We start from the raw sequence: 17,112 nt of genomic DNA on the forward strand, positions 1-17,112 counted from the left end.
GATCAATGGGGTCACTTGAAATTCTTCTTCACAAGCAGCTTGATCGATCCGACTACACCGCAGCGGAAGCAGAGTACGCAGAGCACAAAAATGCAGCCGAGGATCGGGGTGCCCCAGGTGCCCAGCGGCGATTGCGCCAGCAGGTGTTGCAGCGAGATCACAATGCCGGCACCGACGAAAGGGCCGAGCAGGGTGCCGACGCCGCCGAGCAAGGTCATCAGCACCACCTCGCCGGACATGTGCCAGTGTGCATCCGACAAGGTTGCCAGCTGAAACACCACGGCCTTGGTGGAACCAGCCAGGCCGGCGATGCCTGATGAAATGACGAAGGCCAGCCACTTATACCGAGTGACGTTGTAACCCAGTGACGTGGCGCGGTCTTCGTTCTCGCGAATCGCCTGCAGAATCTGCCCGAAAGGCGAGTGCACCACGCGCTTGACCAGGGCGAAGCCAAGCACGGTGATGGCCAGCACGAAGTAGTACATGGCGTGGTTGTCCGCCAGGTCGATGAAACCCAGCAGCTTGCCGCGACTGATGCCGTGCAGGCCATCTTCGCCGCCGGTGGCGGGCACCTTGAGGAACAGGAAGTAAAGCAATTGCGCGAGGGCCAGGGTGATCATCGCGAAGTAAATGCCCTGCCTGCGAATCGCCAGTGCACCGAACAGCGCACCAACCAGCGCGGCAGCGGCAGTACCGACGATGATCGCCAATTCCGGGCCGATGCCCGGGTGTTGGCTCAACAGATAGCCGGTGCTGTAGCCGCCCGCGGCAAGAAACGCGGCATGCCCGAAAGACAGCAGGCCGGTATAGCCCAGCAACAGGTTGAACGAGCAGGCAAACAGGCCGAAGCACAACAGCTTCATCAGGAACACCGGGTAGGCGACCCAGGGGGCGATCAAGCCGATCGCGATCAGCGTGATGTACAGGGTGTTGAGCTGGCGTTGCTCACGGATCCCGCGCTGTTGCGCGAAGGTCAGTAGAGATTGAGTATTCATGGGCTTACGCCTCCTTTCCGAACAGACCGTTGGGGCGTACCAGCAGCACCAGGATCATCACGAGGAAAATCACGGTACCGGATGATTCGGGCCAGAACACTTTGGTCAGGCCTTCGATCAGGCCCATGGCGACCCCGGTGAGGATCGCGCCCATGATCGAACCCATCCCGCCGATGACCACCACTGCGAACACCACGATCAGCAAGTTGGAGCCCATGGTCGGCGACACCGAGTAGATCGGTGCCGCCAACACGCCGGCGAAGGCCGCCAATGCCACGCTGAAGCCGTAGGTGAGGGTGGTCAGCAGCGGCACGTTGACCCCGAAGGCCTGCATCAGCGCGGGCTTTTCGGTGCCCGCGCGAAGGTAGGCGCCCAGGCGCGTCTTCTCGATCACATACCAGGTGAACAGGCACATCCCCAAACCGGCCGCCAACACCCAGGCGCGGTAGGCCGGCAGGAACATGAAGTCCAGCTTGAAGCCGCCTTGCAGCGACGGCGGAATCGGATAATTGCTGCCAGACACGCCGAACAAGTTGATGAAGCTGCCCTCGATGACCATGGTCAGGCCGAACGTCAACAACAGGCCGTAGAGATGATCCAGGTGCGCGATGCGCCGCAGCAGCAAGCGTTCGATCAATATCCCCAGGGCGCCGATCAACAGCGGCACCAGAAACAGTGCGGCCCAATAGTTCACGTTCAGATACTTGAGCAATAGCAGTGCGGTGAAGGCGCCCAGCATGTATTGAGCGCCGTGGGCGAAGTTGATGATCCGCAACAGGCCAAAGATCACCGCCAGGCCCAGGCTCAACAACGCATAGAACGCACCGTTGATCAGGCCCAGCAATAACTGGCCGAACAGCGCTGCCAGGGGTACCCCGAAAAGCATGGTCATGTCAGTCGTCCTCGGGTTTTGTCACGGGCGCAAGGCGCTGGCGACCTTCTGATCAGCGTTCACCAACTTGCACTTGCTTTGCGAAAGCGGCAGGAAAGCCTCGTCCGCAGGGATGGTGCCGAGGATCTTGAACAGGTCCCACTCACCCATGGATTCCTCGGGTGTCTTCACCTGGGCCAGATACATGTCATGCACCATGCGGCCATCGACCCGAACCCGGCCGTTCCTGGTGAACATATCGTTGATCGGGGTCTTCATCATGTACTCGCGCACGGTCTGCGGGTCGTCGGAGCCGGTGGCTTCGACCGCTTTGAGGTACTGATACGTGCTGGAGTACATGCCGGCCTGAACCATGGTCGGCATGCGCTTGGTCCGCTCGAAATAACGCTTGGCCCAGGCGCGGGATTCATCATTCATGTCCCAGTACCAGCCGGACACGAACTTTGTCCCCTGGGCCGTGGGCAGGCCGATGGCTTTGATGTCGGTGATGAAGACCATGAGGCTGGCCAGGGTCTGGCCGGACTCCATCAGGCCGAATTGCTTGGCGGTGGAAATGGCATTGACCAAATCGGAGCCGGCACTGGCAAGGCCGATGATCTTGGCGCCGGAGGCCTGGGCTTGCAGGATGTACGAGGAAAAATCGCTGGTCTGGAACGGGTGGTTGGCCTTGCCGATGACTTTTCCGCCGTTTTCGATCACGGCCTTCGACACCTGCGCTTCCATGGCGTGGCCAAAGGCGTAGTCGGCGCTGAGCATGTACCAGGTGTCACCGCCACTGGCGACGATGGCTTTGGCCGCTCCGTTGGAGACCGAGTAGGTGTCGTACACGTAGTGCAGATGGTTGGGCGTGCAGTATTCGTTGGTCAGGCTGGCAGCGGCGGCAGTGGAGACGATGGCGAAACGGTGCTTTTCCTCCACCAGCCGGGTGACCGCGATGGCCACCGGCGAGGCGTTCAAACCGGCGATCAGGTCGACATTGCGCCGGTCGATCCACTCGCGGCTGATGTTCGCGCCCAGGTCGGCGTTGTTCTTGTGGTCGGCGGAAAACAGCTCGACTTTGTTCTGGCCGATCTTGCCACCCATGTCCTCGATGGCCATGCGAATGGCTTCCAGGCCGCCTGGGCCGGCGAGATCGCTGTAGGGGCCGCTCAGGTCATCGAGGTAGCCGATGCGAATTTCATCGTCGCTGATGCTGGCTTGGGCAGGGCTGGCGAGCAGACCGGCGAACAGGCTGGCGATGATCGTCCGGGTCATGGGGGCGGTACTGAAATTGAATGCTGCTGACATGCGAATCTCCACGGCTTGAGAGCGCGCTAATTGTTGTTATGGGTCGGTACAGCAGGGTCAAACGCCGAGCATGGCGTTGAGTTGGTCGCGTTTGCCGTCCAGTTCTGCGGCGGTGAAGTGTTCGACGACCTGGCCGTGCTCGATCAGGTAATGACGATCGGCCAGGGGCGCGGCAAAGCGGAAGTTCTGCTCCACCAGCACGATGGTGATGCCCCGGCGCTTGAGCTCCACCAGCACTTCGCCCAGGCGCTCGACGATCACCGGGGCCAGGCCTTCAGTGATCTCGTCGAGCAGCAGCAGGTTCGCCCCGGTGCGCAGGATTCGAGCCATGGCCAGCATCTGTTGTTCGCCGCCGGACAGGCGCGTGCCCTGGCTTTTACGACGCTCGTAGAGGTTGGGGAACATGTCGAAGATTTCGTCCAGCGACATGCCGCCACTGGCCACGGTCGGCGGCAGCATGAGATTTTCTTCGACGTTCAGGCTGGCGAAGATGCCGCGCTCTTCCGGGCAGAACCCCACGCCGAGGCGGGCGATCTGGTGCGCAGCGATTTTCACGGTTTCCTGGCCGTTGATGCAGATCGAGCCGCTGCATCGGCCGACCATGCCCATGATCGATTTCAAGATGGTGCTGCGGCCGGCGCCGTTGCGTCCTAGCAGTGTGACCAATTCACCGCGATTGACCGTCATGTCGACGCCGTGAAGGATGTGCGATTCGCCGTAGAAGGCATGCACGTTGGTCAGGCGCAGTTGTTCGCGTGGTTGATTGTGTGCCTCAGACATGTTCAGCCTCCTTGCCCATGTAGGCTTCGCGTACCAACGGGTTGGCCGATACGCTGGCGTAGTCGCCTTCGGCCAGCACGCTGCCGCGCGCCAGTACCGTGATGCGATGGCACAGGCTGCTGACGACGCGCAGGTTGTGCTCGACCATCAGCACCGTGCGATCCACTGCGACCTTGCGGATCAGTTCAACCACTCGCTCGACGTCCTCGTGGCCCATGCCCTGGGTCGGTTCGTCGAGCAGCATCACCTTGGGTTCCAGGGCCAGGGTCGTGGCCAGTTCCAGTGCGCGCTTGCGCCCATAGGGCAGCTCAGCGGTCTTGTGCAGGGCGAAATCCTGCAGGTCGACTAGTTCGAGCAGGTGCATGGCACGCTGGTTGAGGTGGTCGAGGGAGTTGGCGGGTTTCCAGAAGTGGAAGCTGGTGCCGAGTTCGCGTTGTAAAGCTACGCGGACGTTTTCCAGCACGCTCATCTGGCCGAACACGGCCGATATCTGAAAGGAGCGCACCAGCCCCAGGCGGGCGATCCGGTCAGGCGCCAGCTTGCCGATGGCTTGCCCTTGATACAGCACCGCACCGCGGGTGGCTGGCAGGAAGCGGGTCAGCAGATTGAAGACCGTGGATTTGCCGGCACCGTTGGGGCCGATCAGGGCATGGATATGCCCCTCCTGCACTTGAAGATCGACCGAATCCACGGCGGTGAAGCCACTGAACTCCTTGGTCAAGCCCCGGGTTTCGAGAATGACATTGCTCATCGCTATCCTTCCTGCCTGGTGATGGTTTGCTTGGCTGAATGGCCCCACACACGTCTCAGTCAGCCTTGACCGACTGGCGCGCATCCAAGTGAGGAGCCATTCGGCACTGCAGCCCGAAAGCAAGAAGGGTTATAGGTAATCATATTGTCATTAAAACCGATGATTCGGCTCTGACTGGAACGGACGATTGACATCTTTTTTGTGCTTTGTTTCATTTTAAGCACCTAATTCACAGGGTTTGATTGTTTTTATGGCGATGTGAATGCTTTTCTGATGGGCTCGACGATACGCTTCGACATTTATAAATGTCAACATGTTGTCTTTATGTCGATGAGTGCAGCCAGCACTGCCTACGTCACTCGATTGCGAGACGCCATCTCGGACGGTGACTGAAATCAAGCTTTCGGCGGAGTCTCTACTGGCTTATTGGAGGGTTTCGGCTATCAGCCCGATTTGGGCAGAAGAAGTGGTATCGGAGGAGGGGTGGAATGACCGAAAGATGCGGAAACGATCCAGAAGAAGTGGTGCAACAGAAATTGCGCACACCAGAAACGACAAAGCCCTGAATAATCAGGGCTTTGTCGTATCAAATATGGCGGAGGCGATGGGATTCGAACTCATGGACCTGTTACAGTCGACGGTTTTCAAGTCCGACATACAAATGCTCATAATCCAAGGCCCGTAGCTTGTTTTCGTTCTAAAATTATCATTCTTTGGCTCCGCTGGAGGCCGCGTTCTACAAGGGGCGGCGTCAGCCTTTTATAACGCATTTTTCAGCTAATTCGAAGGAGCTGAGGCGACAGTAGATACGTTCAGTTATGGCGCCCATGGTAGGCCCAGAGCAGACTAGCTTCTGCCCTTAATGGATCGGCCTATGAAAGGTCGCCTTCGATCCATAGCAGCTGGTCACCGCGGCAGAAATCGCCCATACGAAGCTCTAAGTTTCTGCAGGCGTGAGGCCGATGTGAATCTAAACGCAGCATTAAAAAAAATAAAACGGCCCCGCCTATAGCCCCCTGTGAAAGAGCCTTGATTTGTTTGATTTATACTATGTGATCATTGATCTTGACTTGCAACCGGGTGACGTTATCGCCGCTCACTAACGTTCTTCTTAGCCAGAGCCGAGTCAGCTCAGGAAAATTCGTTTTCTATTCTCGTTCGATTATTTCTCATTTCTGCAGCGAATGGACTAAGCTCGGAAAAAAGAAGTATCGAGAGACGAGGGAGTGCGATGATGCGATCTATAGCGATTCTATTAGTTGCAATTTTTCTGTGTGGTTGCCAGACCTTAAAAATTGCAACTACACCAAAAATTGAGCCCGAAGGAAGTGATAAGGGATTTGCCGCGTTCCTTAATAACCCAGATAAAATATCAATTTTTCCGATATCTGCGGAGTACGAGCAATCGGTAGCCGTTGCTTGCGGTGTTAAGTATAGTCCATTGCTTAATGTTGTGTTATGGGTTCCTGTTGTTGCTAAGTTGGTCTTTGATCTTGGCGCTGACCAATTTGCGCACTACATTGAAGGTATAAAGAAACGGTCCTCCGCGGATTACAGCGCAAGATTGGAAGCTAGCGTGAGCGATTTCGTGGCGGACCGTTGTGTGGTCGCTGGTCGTGTGAAAGTAAAGGATGATGGGGCGCTTGAGTATGAGTCCTTGGTGGTGGCTAAGCTGTTCCAGAGTTTAGGGAACTCAGAGTCGGTAGTGCTACGTCCTGTTTATGCCTGGGCAAAAAACAGTATTGCGCTAACCAAGTGTGAAAAAAAATGCTTTGGTAAAAACCAAAGTCGACAGGGGCAAATTGGAATAAGTATGGCAATAGTTGTCCATGGGGTTGCGCTTGACTCAACATCTGTAAATGAAGTTCGGCGATACGGATCCGCAGTGGTCTCGTTTCCCGAGATCCCACTTAATGGACCTGGAGTTCTTATAGATGAGCCGATCTCGATGGGAATGGTGCAGGTATCGCCAATAGATTCAGAAATCATGCCTGCAAAACTCCCGGGATCAAAGCTCCAGCTGTCGGTAACGGTTACTGAAACCGGTACTGTTGGCGGAAACTTTGATCGCGCAAATTCTGAAATTGAAGCGCTGAAAGGAGCACTTGGGCCCGCGCTCGAGGCTCAGGTGACTACGCGTTACAAAGATGAATAATGTGCGCGAAATAGGCTCGCTTGTTGAGAGACCTCCCAATGTTGAAGAGACTAGGCTAGGAGAAGCAGGTCCGCGTTCGGTCTAAAGCGACCCATTGCGAAATCTACCAAGCCAGGGCCGACACTCCTCGGAGAAAAGCCCGCAATACCTCTGAGTGCAAGTATGCAGCACAGGCCTGCTCCTAACTGGAATAGACCAGATCTGTAGGTCGCCCAAGTCTGACGTTGCGCGTGCAGCCGGATCTACTTCAGCGTGCCGGCGTACTCCGCATAGGCAACAGACAATTGTTCGATCGGGATACCATTCAAAGCGATCGGTTTTTTTCACCAGATATGGGTGGATTTCTTCAGATGGCGTGACCGTCTTACCTGCAGTGAGCTAATAAAAGGAAATAGTCAAGTGATTTGTAGTTCAAAAAACGTATTTAACAAAAACGTAATTTCACGACTACAAATGATAAAGGCTGCGAAATCAATTCCGAATAGGAGAGGCGCCAAATGGCAAATGTCTTTGACTTCAAGGTTGTCGATTCCAGCAGGAAGATAAGAGAGCAACTGCTGGCGGTTGGGGATGATGTAGCCTACGCGTGGGTAACATCTATTGTCCAGGAATCAACCGATCAATTTGTTAAGAACAATCTTCCGCAAAGTGTAGACCTGTCGAAATATGCGCCATGGCGAATTGATGAAAATATTGTAGAAGCCGGAAACCTGCTAAATAATTCCTTGGAAAGGAATGGTGAGATTCAAGCTTTAGAATCCGACGCTATTAGGACGGCATTGGATATTCAGTTCGCAGAGCAAATACAGCAATATGAATTGGAGCTATTGCAGTTGGAAGTTGCTGCCAACACTAAGCAGGCATCTGGCGATTCAGCTTTAGATCCGAATACTTTAGCAGAACGCAATGATTTGATCTCTAATGCGAGAAGAACAAGACTCAATCATCACTTAACCAAAGGCAGCTCATTAAACTTTGGAGAGAGAGTTGATTATCTCCGTCAGCTTCTAGCAAGCAATATTAAAATGCTTTATGAAAGGCTAAGTGCGATACGTATTGGTGTGGAGTGTTCTTATAAGGTTCAGCTTGGTAAACTTCCTGAGTGGGAGGACTCTGAAACGCTTTCAAAGTTGGTTCTGTGGCTGAGACAGGCAACTACAACCCTTGATGAAGGGCGACGTCAAGAATCGGTGTACGACGTTCATTTTGCATTGGGGGCTGATCAGATTGCAGACGTGACTGCAATAAAAAGTCCTGGAGTTGCAATTATAAGATTTAATTTAGAACCAAAACACTTTATCGGGCTTCGTGAAAATGACGCAATAAGGGTCGTGGCCCTTGGCGTAACAATGAGTTTTTCTGATAGTGCTGAAAATTTTAATGCCGCAATTAGTGCAGATGCTGCCGCTAGAGAACTTTTCAATAGCAGCTTTGCATATGTATCCAAACAAAGAGAATCATTGTCATTGTCCTTTAGGTTGGATTTGCCTAAGCAACGCAGCAATCTTGCTGATATCCCTGGCCCTAACAAATCATGGGATCTGCAGCCTGTTAGATTGAGTGGCGTTCCAGCTTGGTCTCAGCGCTCATTGTTAGAATCGCTCCCATTATATTCTGAATCGCAGTTCGTCAACGCTTCTCCATTGGGCGAATGGGAAATAGAATTGCCAGCGTTGGTTGATTCTCTGAATGGAAAGATTGCGCGAGAAAAAGCCGGAACTGGAATTGCTATTGACATTCCCGCGCTGCAATTTTTTGCTGCGCCAAAAGATATTATATTAGGGATTCGCGTTGCAATAAGGGTGAGTTAAATGGGCTATCTAATTGATCGTGATTTAAATGTGGAAATGGGGGTTTCTAGTGAAAAGCCTGGGCGAGATTACCTTGGGGGCAGAGAAAAACGAGATTATGAAATAAGGTTTAATGAGAAAGTTGCTGCAGATCGTGCGAGAGATCAAGCGCTCGCAGAGCAAAAGCAGCGGGACTATTTACAGCAGGAAGCCAACAGGCAAGAAATCGAAAAAATGTATAGAGAAGCTCAAGAAAAGCTCCAGCTCATAGAGCGCTCATTTGCGTTGGAAAGGGCGCGAGCGACTGCACGGTCGGATGCATCCATTGCTGCAGGGAAAGCTGCGACACAAGTTGGACGAGCCTTCATCGGTGCAGCTCTCATTAAATATGGATTTGATAGAGTGGGAGCGTTGATTATTGGTGGTCCCATAGGTCTTATTGGAGGTATTACGTTTTTATCGCCGTCTGAAATTTCTTGCGGTGAAGGAGAGAAGTGCGTTAAAAAGTAATTCCTAAAATTCCCGCAAAGCAAGACAAGGACTTACAGTTCGCTAGGGAATTTATGCGGCACGCGATCACGCAAAAAACGCAACACGGTACATAACCTCACTACTAGTTGGCCTCGCAGGAGGGCCGCTTCGGGAAGCAGACACTGCAGCGACGAACTTAAGGCGTGACTCCAAGTCATGAGCAATAACCAGCGTCATTTTGATGAACTCAGCAGCTATTTTGACGGCTTTGCAATGGCACCGATACGACGGTATACACGCTCCGTAATGTCTCCCTTGGTATGGCCCAAGAGCAGGCTTGCTTCGCCGACGTCTGTGATTTCCGACGCGGCTTTTGGCCTGATGTCCCGAAACTGAAAGCTGCTGATTCGTGCAGCTAGCAGAGTGTCGCCCATTTCGATCGCTTCGTTCTTGGCCTTTTCCCGCGCTTTATCCCAGCGATCGCGGAGCATTTTTGCAGTCATGCGTTTTCCTCGCGCATTCACAATAAAATAGCTCGAAAGGTGCTGAGCGTTGCGCTCTCCGATTTTCTCGATCAGCGTGCCTAGACTGTTGGCCGACCCGTTGGTGGTCATCTGGATACGTAGCTTTTTGTGAGTTTTGTTCTGCTGCACCTTCAAATACCCCCCTTCAATATCGTCCTTGCGCATGATCAAGACATCTGCCGGTTTTTGTCCGGTACTTACGTCGAGAATCTGCCCTGGCTTGAATGCGCCGAACGCTACGACCGTGCCCATACTTTTCACTACATGGATCCGCCTTGCTGGCAGGCCGCCGGCTATGGCGTCGATTTTCCATTCGAGAACTACGAGCGGATGGCCAACTTCATGCGCCACTGCAAAGGAAAGGTGAGCGTCTCGTACGTTTTCGGCGACTTCGTTTGATCCTCACTGCTCAACCCAAATTGTGAGTTCCATTATGGCCCATACAAGGGCGAGCTGATTTTCGTTGAGCTTGATCAGTAGGTGTGGGAGCAGGTCTGTGGTTGGCATCGTGAATCCTCGGTTGTGAGGTCACCGTAGCACTAGGTTTGATGAAGGGTTTTCTACGGTCGACAGGACGCCGAGAGAGGGGAAAATCAGGAAAGTTTTGTAACGGTTACCAAAAGTTTTGTAACGCATCGAAATCAGGTGACCAAAAAGCCAAGTACCAGAAACAACAAAGCCCTGACTAATCAGGGCTTTGTCGTATGAAGATGGCGGAGGCGATGGGATTCGAACTCATGGACCTGTTACAGTCGACGGTTTTCAAGACCGTTGCCTTAAACCACTCGGCCACACCTCCGTTTGCGTTGCGGGCGCCATAATACCTGAATGAAACACACTGTCAAACTCTCTGCATAGCTTGTTACAGAGCGTCTGTTATGATCTTTGCGACTGAACGTTACAAACCAACAGGAGTGTCGCCATGCGCGAACAGGATTACGCAGTTAATAACAGCTTGCAGGCTGAGCAGCTAGAGGTTAGCCGCGTCCTGCGCAACACATACGGCTTGCTGGCACTGACGCTCGCCTTCAGCGGTGTGATGGCCTACGTTGCCCAGCAGATGCGTGTCGGCTACCCGAACATTTTCGTGGTGCTGATCGGCTTTTATGGCCTTTTCTTCCTCACCAACAAACTCCGTGATTCCGCCTGGGGCCTGGTGTCGGCATTTGCCCTGACCGGTTTCATGGGTTTCCTGCTCGGCCCGATCCTCAACCGTTACCTGGGCATGCAGGGTGGCGCTGAAGTGGTCAGCTCGGCCTTTGCCATGACGGCACTGGTGTTCGGTGGTCTGTCGGCCTACGTGCTGATCTCCCGCAAGGACATGAGCTTCCTCAGTGGCTTCATCACTGCGGGTTTCTTCGTGTTGCTGGGTGCAGTGGTTGCCAGCTTCTTCTTCCAGATCAGCGGTCTGCAACTGGCGATCAGCGCAGGTTTCGTGCTGTTCTCCTCGGTCTGCATTCTGTTCCAGACCAGCGCCATCATTCACGGCGGCGAGCGTAACTACATCATGGCGACCATCAGCCTGTATGTATCGATCTACAACCTGTTCGTCAGCCTGTTGCAGCTGTTCGGCATCATGAGCCGTGATGACTGATTGTCAGCGTTAAGCAAAAAACCCGCTTCGGCGGGTTTTTTTTGTCTGCAGTTCAGGGTTACTCGGTAATGATGATGCTTCCGTCAGCTTGCTGCCGGTAGATGGTATAGGGCAGCAGCAAGGTGTCGAGCGCGCCGGAAATGACCACGTCGATCAGCACAATGGCAGGAGCGCTGTCATGGACCTGTGCATCTCGTCCTTTTTCCAAAGGCGCGTTCAAATAACAGAAGTCGTACGCCACGCCGCTGTAGATACGGGGAACTGCACCGCAGTAACTCTTTTGTTCCTTGAGGCTCTTGGTGGCCACTTCGTCCGCGCGAATAACCGTCTGAACCGTGCCGCAGCCCGCGAGCATCAGTGCCGCCATCAACATGAGCTGAACTTTCATACCGCCAATCCTTAGCTGGAAAACCGCCAATTTACGCCGGTTGGAGCGAAATTTCACTCACGCCATCGGCGGCAGCCGGCGTTTGACCGGGGTTTTCTTGACGATCGCGGTGTTGGTTTCGGCGTGGGTGTTGAGGCGATCGAGCAGGGTGTCCAGTTGTTCCATCGAGCGCACGTGCAGGCGCGCGATGAAGCAGTCGTCGCCGGTCACCTTGTCGCACTCGGTGAACTCGGGAATGGCCATGATCTGCCGTTCGACTTCCTGCAACTGACCCGGCAACGGGCGAACGCGTACGATGGCCTGGAGTTGATAGCCAAAGCATTTCGGGTCGATTTCAACGGTGTAGCCCTTGAGCACGCCACGCTCCTCGAGGCGACGCAGGCGTTCGGCAACGCTGGGCGAGGACAGGCCGCTGAGGTGTGCCAGGGCCTTGAGCGAGCGTCGCGAGTCTTCCATCAACGCCGTGATCAGCACTTGGTCGATGTCATCGGTCATGGCGAAAAACCTCAATTAGGCAATTATTCGAAACTACCTTTATAAAAAAGGCAGATTCCGAGTTTAGCCTGATTTTTGCGCTGGAGAATCGCCTCGGCCGATTGGCATACTTTGCCCACTCACAGAGGAGTCTGGAAATGGACAAAACAATACGTCGCGGCTCGTTCGAAATGACCGCCGCCATGCTGATCTCCGGGACCATCGGCTGGTTTGTGCTGGTGTCCGGGCAACCGGTGCTGGACGTGGTGTTCTGGCGCTGCCTGTTCGGGGCCGGTGCGCTGCTGTTGATTTGCGCGGCATTCGGCTTCCTGCGCCCCGGTATCCTGACCCGCACCACGTTTCTGTTGGCGGTGCTCAGCGGCGTGGCGATCGTCGGCAACTGGGTGTTGTTGTTCGCTTCCTATTCCCGCGCCTCGATTGCCATCGGCACCGCGGTGTACAACGTGCAACCGTTCATGCTGGTGGGCCTGGCCGCGGTCTTCCTCAACGAGAAAATTACGCTGCAGAAGCTGGCATGGCTGGGCGTCTCGTTTCTCGGAATGCTGGCGATCGTCAGTGCACATGGCGGGGAGGGTGAGAGCGGTAACGAGTATCTGATAGGTATCGTTCTGGCTTTGGGTGCTGCGTTTCTCTACGCGATCGCCGCGTTGATCATCAAGCGCCTGACCGGTACGCCGCCGCATCTGATCGCGTTGGTTCAGGTCAGCACCGGTGTGTTGCTGCTCGCGCCATTCGCGCACTTCTCGGCCCTGCCACAGGAGGCAAGCGCCTGGGGCAGCCTGGTCACCCTGGGTATCGTGCACACCGGCGTGATGTACGTGCTGCTGTACGGCGCGATCCAGAAACTGCCGACGGCATTGACCGGTGCACTGTCGTTCATCTATCCGATCGCGGCGATCTTTGTCGACTGGTTTGCCTTCGGCCATCGCCTGGAACCGCTGCAATGGATCGGGGTAGCCGCGATTCTGCTGGCCGCCGCCGGCATGCAGCAGGGCTGGAGCCTGAAGTTTCGGCGGACGGTTACCCCGTAAACCGCTCGGATGTTCCTGCGCGACGCAGTGCATGGGATAGCGCCGATACGAGTCCAGCAACGGACGCAGTACCGGCGCAGCAGCGGTGGCAGAGTGGTGCTCAGGTTCTCGCTCCTCAGAAAATGTAATCAGTGGTCAAAAAGCTCGAACTGCGCCCGCTGATGATCTCGCTGATAAGGTCCTTGTTGGTCTCCTGAAACTTGGTGGCCACCAACGTACGGATCGAAAACACCCGCAACGCATCATGCACCGACAACGTACCCTCGGCGGAATTTTTGCGGCCATTGAATGGGTAGGTGTCCGGGCCGCGCTGGCACTGGGCGTTGAGGTTGATGCGCCCGACCTGGTTGGCGAAGGTGTCCACCAGGCGGCCGACAGCGACCGGATTGGTGCCGAAGATGCTCAATTGCTGGCCGAAGTCCGACTCCAGAACGTAATCGATCACCGTGTCCAGATGACGGTACGGCACGATCGGCACCACCGGGCCGAACTGTTCTTCCTGGTAGACGCGCATTTGTGGCGTCACCGGGTACAGCACCGCCGGGTAGAAGAACGACGCGCGGGCCTCGCCGCCATCAGGGTTCACCACTTTCGCGCCTTTGCCGACGGCATCGGCCACCAGCGCGTGCAGGTAATCGACCTTGCTCGACTCCGGCAGGGGCGTCAGGGCCACGCCGCTGTCCCACGGCATGCCGGGTTTGAGCGAGGCCAGTTTGGCGTTGAATTTCTCGATAAAGGCATCGACCACGTCTTCGTGGACGAAAAGGATTTTCAGCGCGGTGCAGCGCTGGCCGTTGAACGACAGGGAGCCGGTGAGCGCTTCAGTCACGGCATTGTCCAGGTCCACTTCCGGCAGGACGATGCCGGGGTTCTTCGCATCCAGCCCCAGCGCCGCGCGCAGGCGGTGAGGGCGCGGATGCAGTTTCTTCAAGTCACTGGCGGCCTTGTTGGTGCCGATAAACGCAAAGATATCGATCTTGCCGCTGGCCATCAGTGCGCTGACGGTCTCGCGACCGCTGCCGTAGATCACGTTGATAACCCCGGCCGGGAAGCTGTCGCGGAACGCTTCCAGCAGCGGGCGAATCAGCAGTACGCCGAGCTTGGCCGGTTTGAACACCACGGTGTTGCCCATGATCAACGCCGGAATCAACGTGGTGAAGGTTTCGTTCAACGGATAGTTGTAAGGCCCCATGCACAACGCCACGCCCAGCGGTACGCGGCGGATCTGGCCGAGGGTGTCCTGTTCCAGTTCGAAGCGGCTGGAACGGCGGTCGAGTTCTTTCAGGGCATTGATGGTGTCGACGATGTAGTCGCAGGTGCGGTCGAACTCTTTTTCCGAGTCCTTGAGGTTCTTGCCGATTTCCCACATCAGCAGCTTGACGACGGCCTCGCGCTGTTCACGCATGCACCCCAGGAAGGTTTCGACATGCTGGATGCGCTCGGCCACACGCATGGTCGGCCACAGACCCTGGCCGCGATCGTAGGCGCGGACGGCAGCGTCGAGGGCGGTCAGTGCGGTGTCGGCATCCAGCAGCGGCGTGCTGCCGAGGATGACTTGTTCGTCACCCGATGCGGTGCTCAGGTACACCGGGCTGCGCACTGTGGCGAGGGCGCCCGGCCAGGTTTTCAGGACGCCGTCGACCAGGTATTCACGTTGTTCGATCTGGCCGCCCAGGCGGTATTTTTCCGGAATGCTGGCGGCCTCGGGAAACAGGTTGCCAAGCAGATCTGCTGTGCTCATGTCGCTACCCCGTGTGAGTTGGCGAGCCAGGCCCTCTGTGGGAGCGAGCCTGCTCGCGAAGGTCGTGAACGATAACGCGTAAAATCAGGTGCCCGTGGCGTTAATGAGTTTTTCGCGAGCGAGCTCGCTCCTACAGTGAGTCAAACCAGCGGCAATGGGCAGAATAGAGGGGTTGAGGGTCTGGATCTTGTGTCACAAGCGTAGACTGCTTTGCGCGCTTCTTGAAACGCGACTTTTGACCTCAGTCCACACAACGACGGGTGCTGCGGTTAAACTTCGCGTTCTTTCTAAAGGAGTTCACATGAGTCACTACCAGCCGGGCATTCTCGCCACCCCTGTTCCGCCTCACGCCCGCCATATGTTCTTCGCCCTCGAATCCGCTGCCGATCTGCCGGCCGCGCTCGACAAGTTGGTGCAATTGGTGGACGGCACGTCGGCTGTGGTCGGTTTCGGTGAATCCCTGGTCAAGGCCTTCGATGGCAATATCGAAGGGCTGCGGACGTTCCCGGCGATGAGTGGCGTGGGCGTGGATAACCCGTCGACCCAACACGCGCTGTGGTGCTGGTTGCACGGTACCGACCGTGGCGAATTGCTTAATCGCAGCCACGTTTTTGCCGCCGCATTGGCGCCGGCACTGCGCCTGGTGCAGGTGACCGAAGGCTTCCGTCACCGCGACGGCCATGACCTGACCGGCTACGAAGACGGCACCGAGAACCCTCGCGACGAAGCGGCCGCGGCTGCGGCGTTGGTGGGCGAGGGCGCTGAAGGCACGGTTGGCGGCAGCTTCGCCGCAATCCAGCAGTGGCAGCATGATCTCAAGCGTTTCCACGCAATGCCGTCCCACGAAACGGACGACATCATGGGTCGGCGCTTGAGCGACAACGAAGAACTCGATGACGCGCCGATCTCCGCCCACGTCAAACGCACCGCCCAGGAAAGCTTCGCTCCTGAGGCATTCGTGGTCCGCCGTTCGATGCCATGGATCGAAGACGACCGCGCCGGCCTGATGTTCCTGGCATTCGGTTTCTCCCTCGACGCCTTCGAAGTCCAGCTGCGACGTATGAGCGGTCTGGAAGATGGCATCACCGACGGTCTGTACCGTATCAGCCGGCCGATCACCGGCGGCTACTACTGGTGCCCGCCGCTGAAAGACGGCCGCCTGGACCTGCGCGCCTTGCGCATCGGCTGAGCATGACGATGAATGTGGTGCGTTGGGGCATGATCGGTTGCGGCAGCGTTGCCGAGCGCAAGAGCGGGCCGGCCTTTTACAAGGCGCCCGGTTCGGCGCTGGTGGCGGTGATGGGGCGGCGTCTGGAAGCGGTCAGCGATTACGCCGCGCGTCACGGCATCGCCCGGATCTACACCGACGTTGAGGGGTTGATCAACGATCCCGAAGTCGACGCGGTGTACATTGCCACGCCCCCCGACAGTCATCACGCTTACGCCCTGAAGGTGGCCGCCGCGGGCAAGCATTGCTGTGTCGAAAAACCGATGGCGCTGAACGCCGGGCAAAGCCGTGAGATGCAAAAGGCTTTTGCCGATGCCGGGCTGCACCTGTTTGTTTCTTACTACCGGCGTTCGTTGCCGCGCTTCCAGCAGGTGCGGCAGTGGCTGGAGGACGGGCGCATCGGCGAGGTTCGGCACCTGAGCTGGACGTTGACCAAAGCTCCGTCGCCGGCCGATCTTGGCGGTACGGATAACTGGCGCACCGATCCTTCGATTGCCGGCGGCGGTTATTTCGCTGACCTCGCCAGCCATGGCTTCGACCTGTTCCAGTACCTGCTGGGCGATATCGTCGAAGTCTCCGGGTTCACCGCGCGGCAGGCGGGTTTGTATGCCGCCGAGGATGCCGTCAGCGCCAGTTGGCGGTTTGCCGGGGGAGCGCTGGGCATGGGCTGCTGGAACTTCGTGGCGGATCGGCGTGAGGATCGGGTCGAGGTGATCGGCAGCAAAGGCCGGATCAGCTTTTCGGTGTTCGACGAACAGCCGGTAGAGCTTGAGACCGATGAGCGACTCAGCGTGACCATCGAGCATCATGAGCATATCCAGTGGCATCACGTGTTGGGCATGAATGCTCATATTCGTGGCGAAGCCCGGCATCCGGCGCTGGCCGCAGAGGCGCTGAAAACCGATTGGGTCATGGACCAGATCCTCAAGCGCCACTAAACCTGTGGGAGCGAGCCTGCTCGCGAAAGCGGAGTGTCAGTCAACATCATTG

General features: G+C 56.3%; 15 protein-coding genes, 1 tRNA gene and 2 pseudogenes. 8 read left to right on the forward strand and 10 right to left on the reverse strand.

The window, feature by feature from the left end:
* Positions 1-11: 11 nt before the first annotated feature.
* From ACW9HW_RS06150 to ACW9HW_RS06170, 5 genes are read right to left on the reverse strand one after another with little or no spacing between them, the layout of a single operon-like run.
* Complete coding sequence (locus ACW9HW_RS06150) at positions 12-995, reverse strand: branched-chain amino acid ABC transporter permease (RefSeq protein WP_095195332.1); 984 nt, start codon at positions 993-995, stop codon at positions 12-14.
* 4 nt (positions 996-999) lie between these two features.
* Entirely contained in the window at positions 1,000-1,887 is an 888-nt protein-coding gene (locus ACW9HW_RS06155) for a branched-chain amino acid ABC transporter permease (protein WP_457398942.1), read from the reverse strand.
* Between the two features lie 21 nt (positions 1,888-1,908).
* The gene (locus tag ACW9HW_RS06160; protein WP_095195334.1) at positions 1,909-3,174 is read right to left on the reverse strand and encodes an ABC transporter substrate-binding protein; all 1,266 of its coding nucleotides are present in this window, start codon (positions 3,172-3,174) and stop codon (positions 1,909-1,911) included.
* Between the two features lie 57 nt (positions 3,175-3,231).
* On the reverse strand, positions 3,232-3,954 hold the full coding sequence (locus ACW9HW_RS06165) for an ABC transporter ATP-binding protein (RefSeq protein ID WP_095195335.1): 723 nt from the start codon (positions 3,952-3,954) through the stop codon (positions 3,232-3,234).
* Positions 3,947-4,705 carry an ABC transporter ATP-binding protein gene (locus ACW9HW_RS06170; RefSeq protein WP_457398944.1) on the reverse strand — a complete coding sequence of 253 codons (759 nt, stop codon included), beginning with the start codon at positions 4,703-4,705 and terminating at the stop codon, positions 3,947-3,949. The genes ACW9HW_RS06165 and ACW9HW_RS06170 overlap by 8 nt, the downstream gene beginning before the upstream one ends.
* A gap of 1,231 nt (positions 4,706-5,936) precedes the next feature.
* On the opposite strand from ACW9HW_RS06170, the gene ACW9HW_RS06175 reads away from it, so the two are divergent.
* The 3 genes from ACW9HW_RS06175 (at position 5,937) to ACW9HW_RS06185 (ending at position 9,160) form a co-directional block, all read left to right on the forward strand.
* Positions 5,937-6,860, forward strand: coding sequence for a hypothetical protein (locus ACW9HW_RS06175; RefSeq protein WP_457398945.1), 924 nt, complete (start codon positions 5,937-5,939; stop codon positions 6,858-6,860).
* A 497-nt stretch (positions 6,861-7,357) separates the two neighbouring features.
* Positions 7,358-8,671, forward strand: a complete 1,314-nt coding sequence (locus ACW9HW_RS06180; RefSeq protein WP_457398947.1) for a hypothetical protein — start codon at positions 7,358-7,360, stop codon at positions 8,669-8,671.
* Positions 8,672-9,160 carry a hypothetical protein gene (locus ACW9HW_RS06185; RefSeq protein ID WP_457398949.1) on the forward strand — a complete coding sequence of 163 codons (489 nt, stop codon included), beginning with the start codon at positions 8,672-8,674 and terminating at the stop codon, positions 9,158-9,160.
* A gap of 215 nt (positions 9,161-9,375) precedes the next feature.
* On the opposite strand, the pseudogene ACW9HW_RS06190 reads toward ACW9HW_RS06185, so the two are convergent.
* Positions 9,376-9,840 (reverse strand): annotated as a pseudogene (locus ACW9HW_RS06190) (tyrosine-type recombinase/integrase); the annotation flags it as partial.
* On the opposite strand from ACW9HW_RS06190, the pseudogene ACW9HW_RS06195 reads away from it, so the two are divergent.
* Positions 9,832-10,020, forward strand: a pseudogene (locus ACW9HW_RS06195) (DNA adenine methylase); the annotation flags it as partial. The pseudogenes ACW9HW_RS06190 and ACW9HW_RS06195 sit on opposite strands and share 9 nt — an antisense overlap.
* Positions 10,021-10,356: 336 nt before the next feature.
* Here ACW9HW_RS06195 and ACW9HW_RS06200 read toward each other — a convergent pair.
* Positions 10,357-10,444 (reverse strand) — tRNA-Ser (locus ACW9HW_RS06200).
* 123 nt (positions 10,445-10,567) lie between these two features.
* On the opposite strand from ACW9HW_RS06200, the gene ACW9HW_RS06205 reads away from it, so the two are divergent.
* Positions 10,568-11,239 (forward strand): Bax inhibitor-1/YccA family protein, encoded by a 672-nt coding sequence (locus ACW9HW_RS06205; protein WP_137805121.1) that lies wholly within the window; start codon positions 10,568-10,570, stop codon positions 11,237-11,239.
* Positions 11,240-11,297: 58 nt separating this feature from the next.
* On the opposite strand, the gene ACW9HW_RS06210 is transcribed toward ACW9HW_RS06205, so the two are convergent.
* On the reverse strand, positions 11,298-11,627 hold the full coding sequence (locus ACW9HW_RS06210) for a YceK/YidQ family lipoprotein (RefSeq protein ID WP_457398951.1): 330 nt from the start codon (positions 11,625-11,627) through the stop codon (positions 11,298-11,300).
* A gap of 57 nt (positions 11,628-11,684) precedes the next feature.
* Positions 11,685-12,122, reverse strand: coding sequence for an Lrp/AsnC family transcriptional regulator (locus ACW9HW_RS06215; protein ID WP_095195338.1), 438 nt, complete (start codon positions 12,120-12,122; stop codon positions 11,685-11,687).
* Between the two features lie 137 nt (positions 12,123-12,259).
* Here ACW9HW_RS06215 and ACW9HW_RS06220 point away from each other — a divergent pair, with 137 nt between their 5' ends.
* A complete protein-coding gene (locus tag ACW9HW_RS06220; RefSeq protein ID WP_095195339.1) occupies positions 12,260-13,153 on the forward strand; it encodes a DMT family transporter in 894 nt (297 codons plus the stop codon).
* Positions 13,154-13,268: 115 nt separating this feature from the next.
* Here the strand turns inward: ACW9HW_RS06220 and ACW9HW_RS06225 are convergent, their stop codons facing one another.
* Positions 13,269-14,894, reverse strand: a complete 1,626-nt coding sequence (locus ACW9HW_RS06225; protein WP_457398953.1) for an NADP-dependent glyceraldehyde-3-phosphate dehydrogenase — start codon at positions 14,892-14,894, stop codon at positions 13,269-13,271.
* 301 nt (positions 14,895-15,195) lie between these two features.
* Here ACW9HW_RS06225 and ACW9HW_RS06230 point away from each other — a divergent pair, with 301 nt between their 5' ends.
* Complete coding sequence (locus tag ACW9HW_RS06230) at positions 15,196-16,083, forward strand: Dyp-type peroxidase (RefSeq protein ID WP_457398954.1); 888 nt, start codon at positions 15,196-15,198, stop codon at positions 16,081-16,083.
* A gap of 8 nt (positions 16,084-16,091) precedes the next feature.
* The gene (locus ACW9HW_RS06235; RefSeq protein WP_457398956.1) at positions 16,092-17,060 is read left to right on the forward strand and encodes a Gfo/Idh/MocA family protein; all 969 of its coding nucleotides are present in this window, start codon (positions 16,092-16,094) and stop codon (positions 17,058-17,060) included.
* Positions 17,061-17,112: the final 52 nt, after the last annotated feature.

Source organism: Pseudomonas sp. SDO5532_S415 (assembly GCF_054071155.1).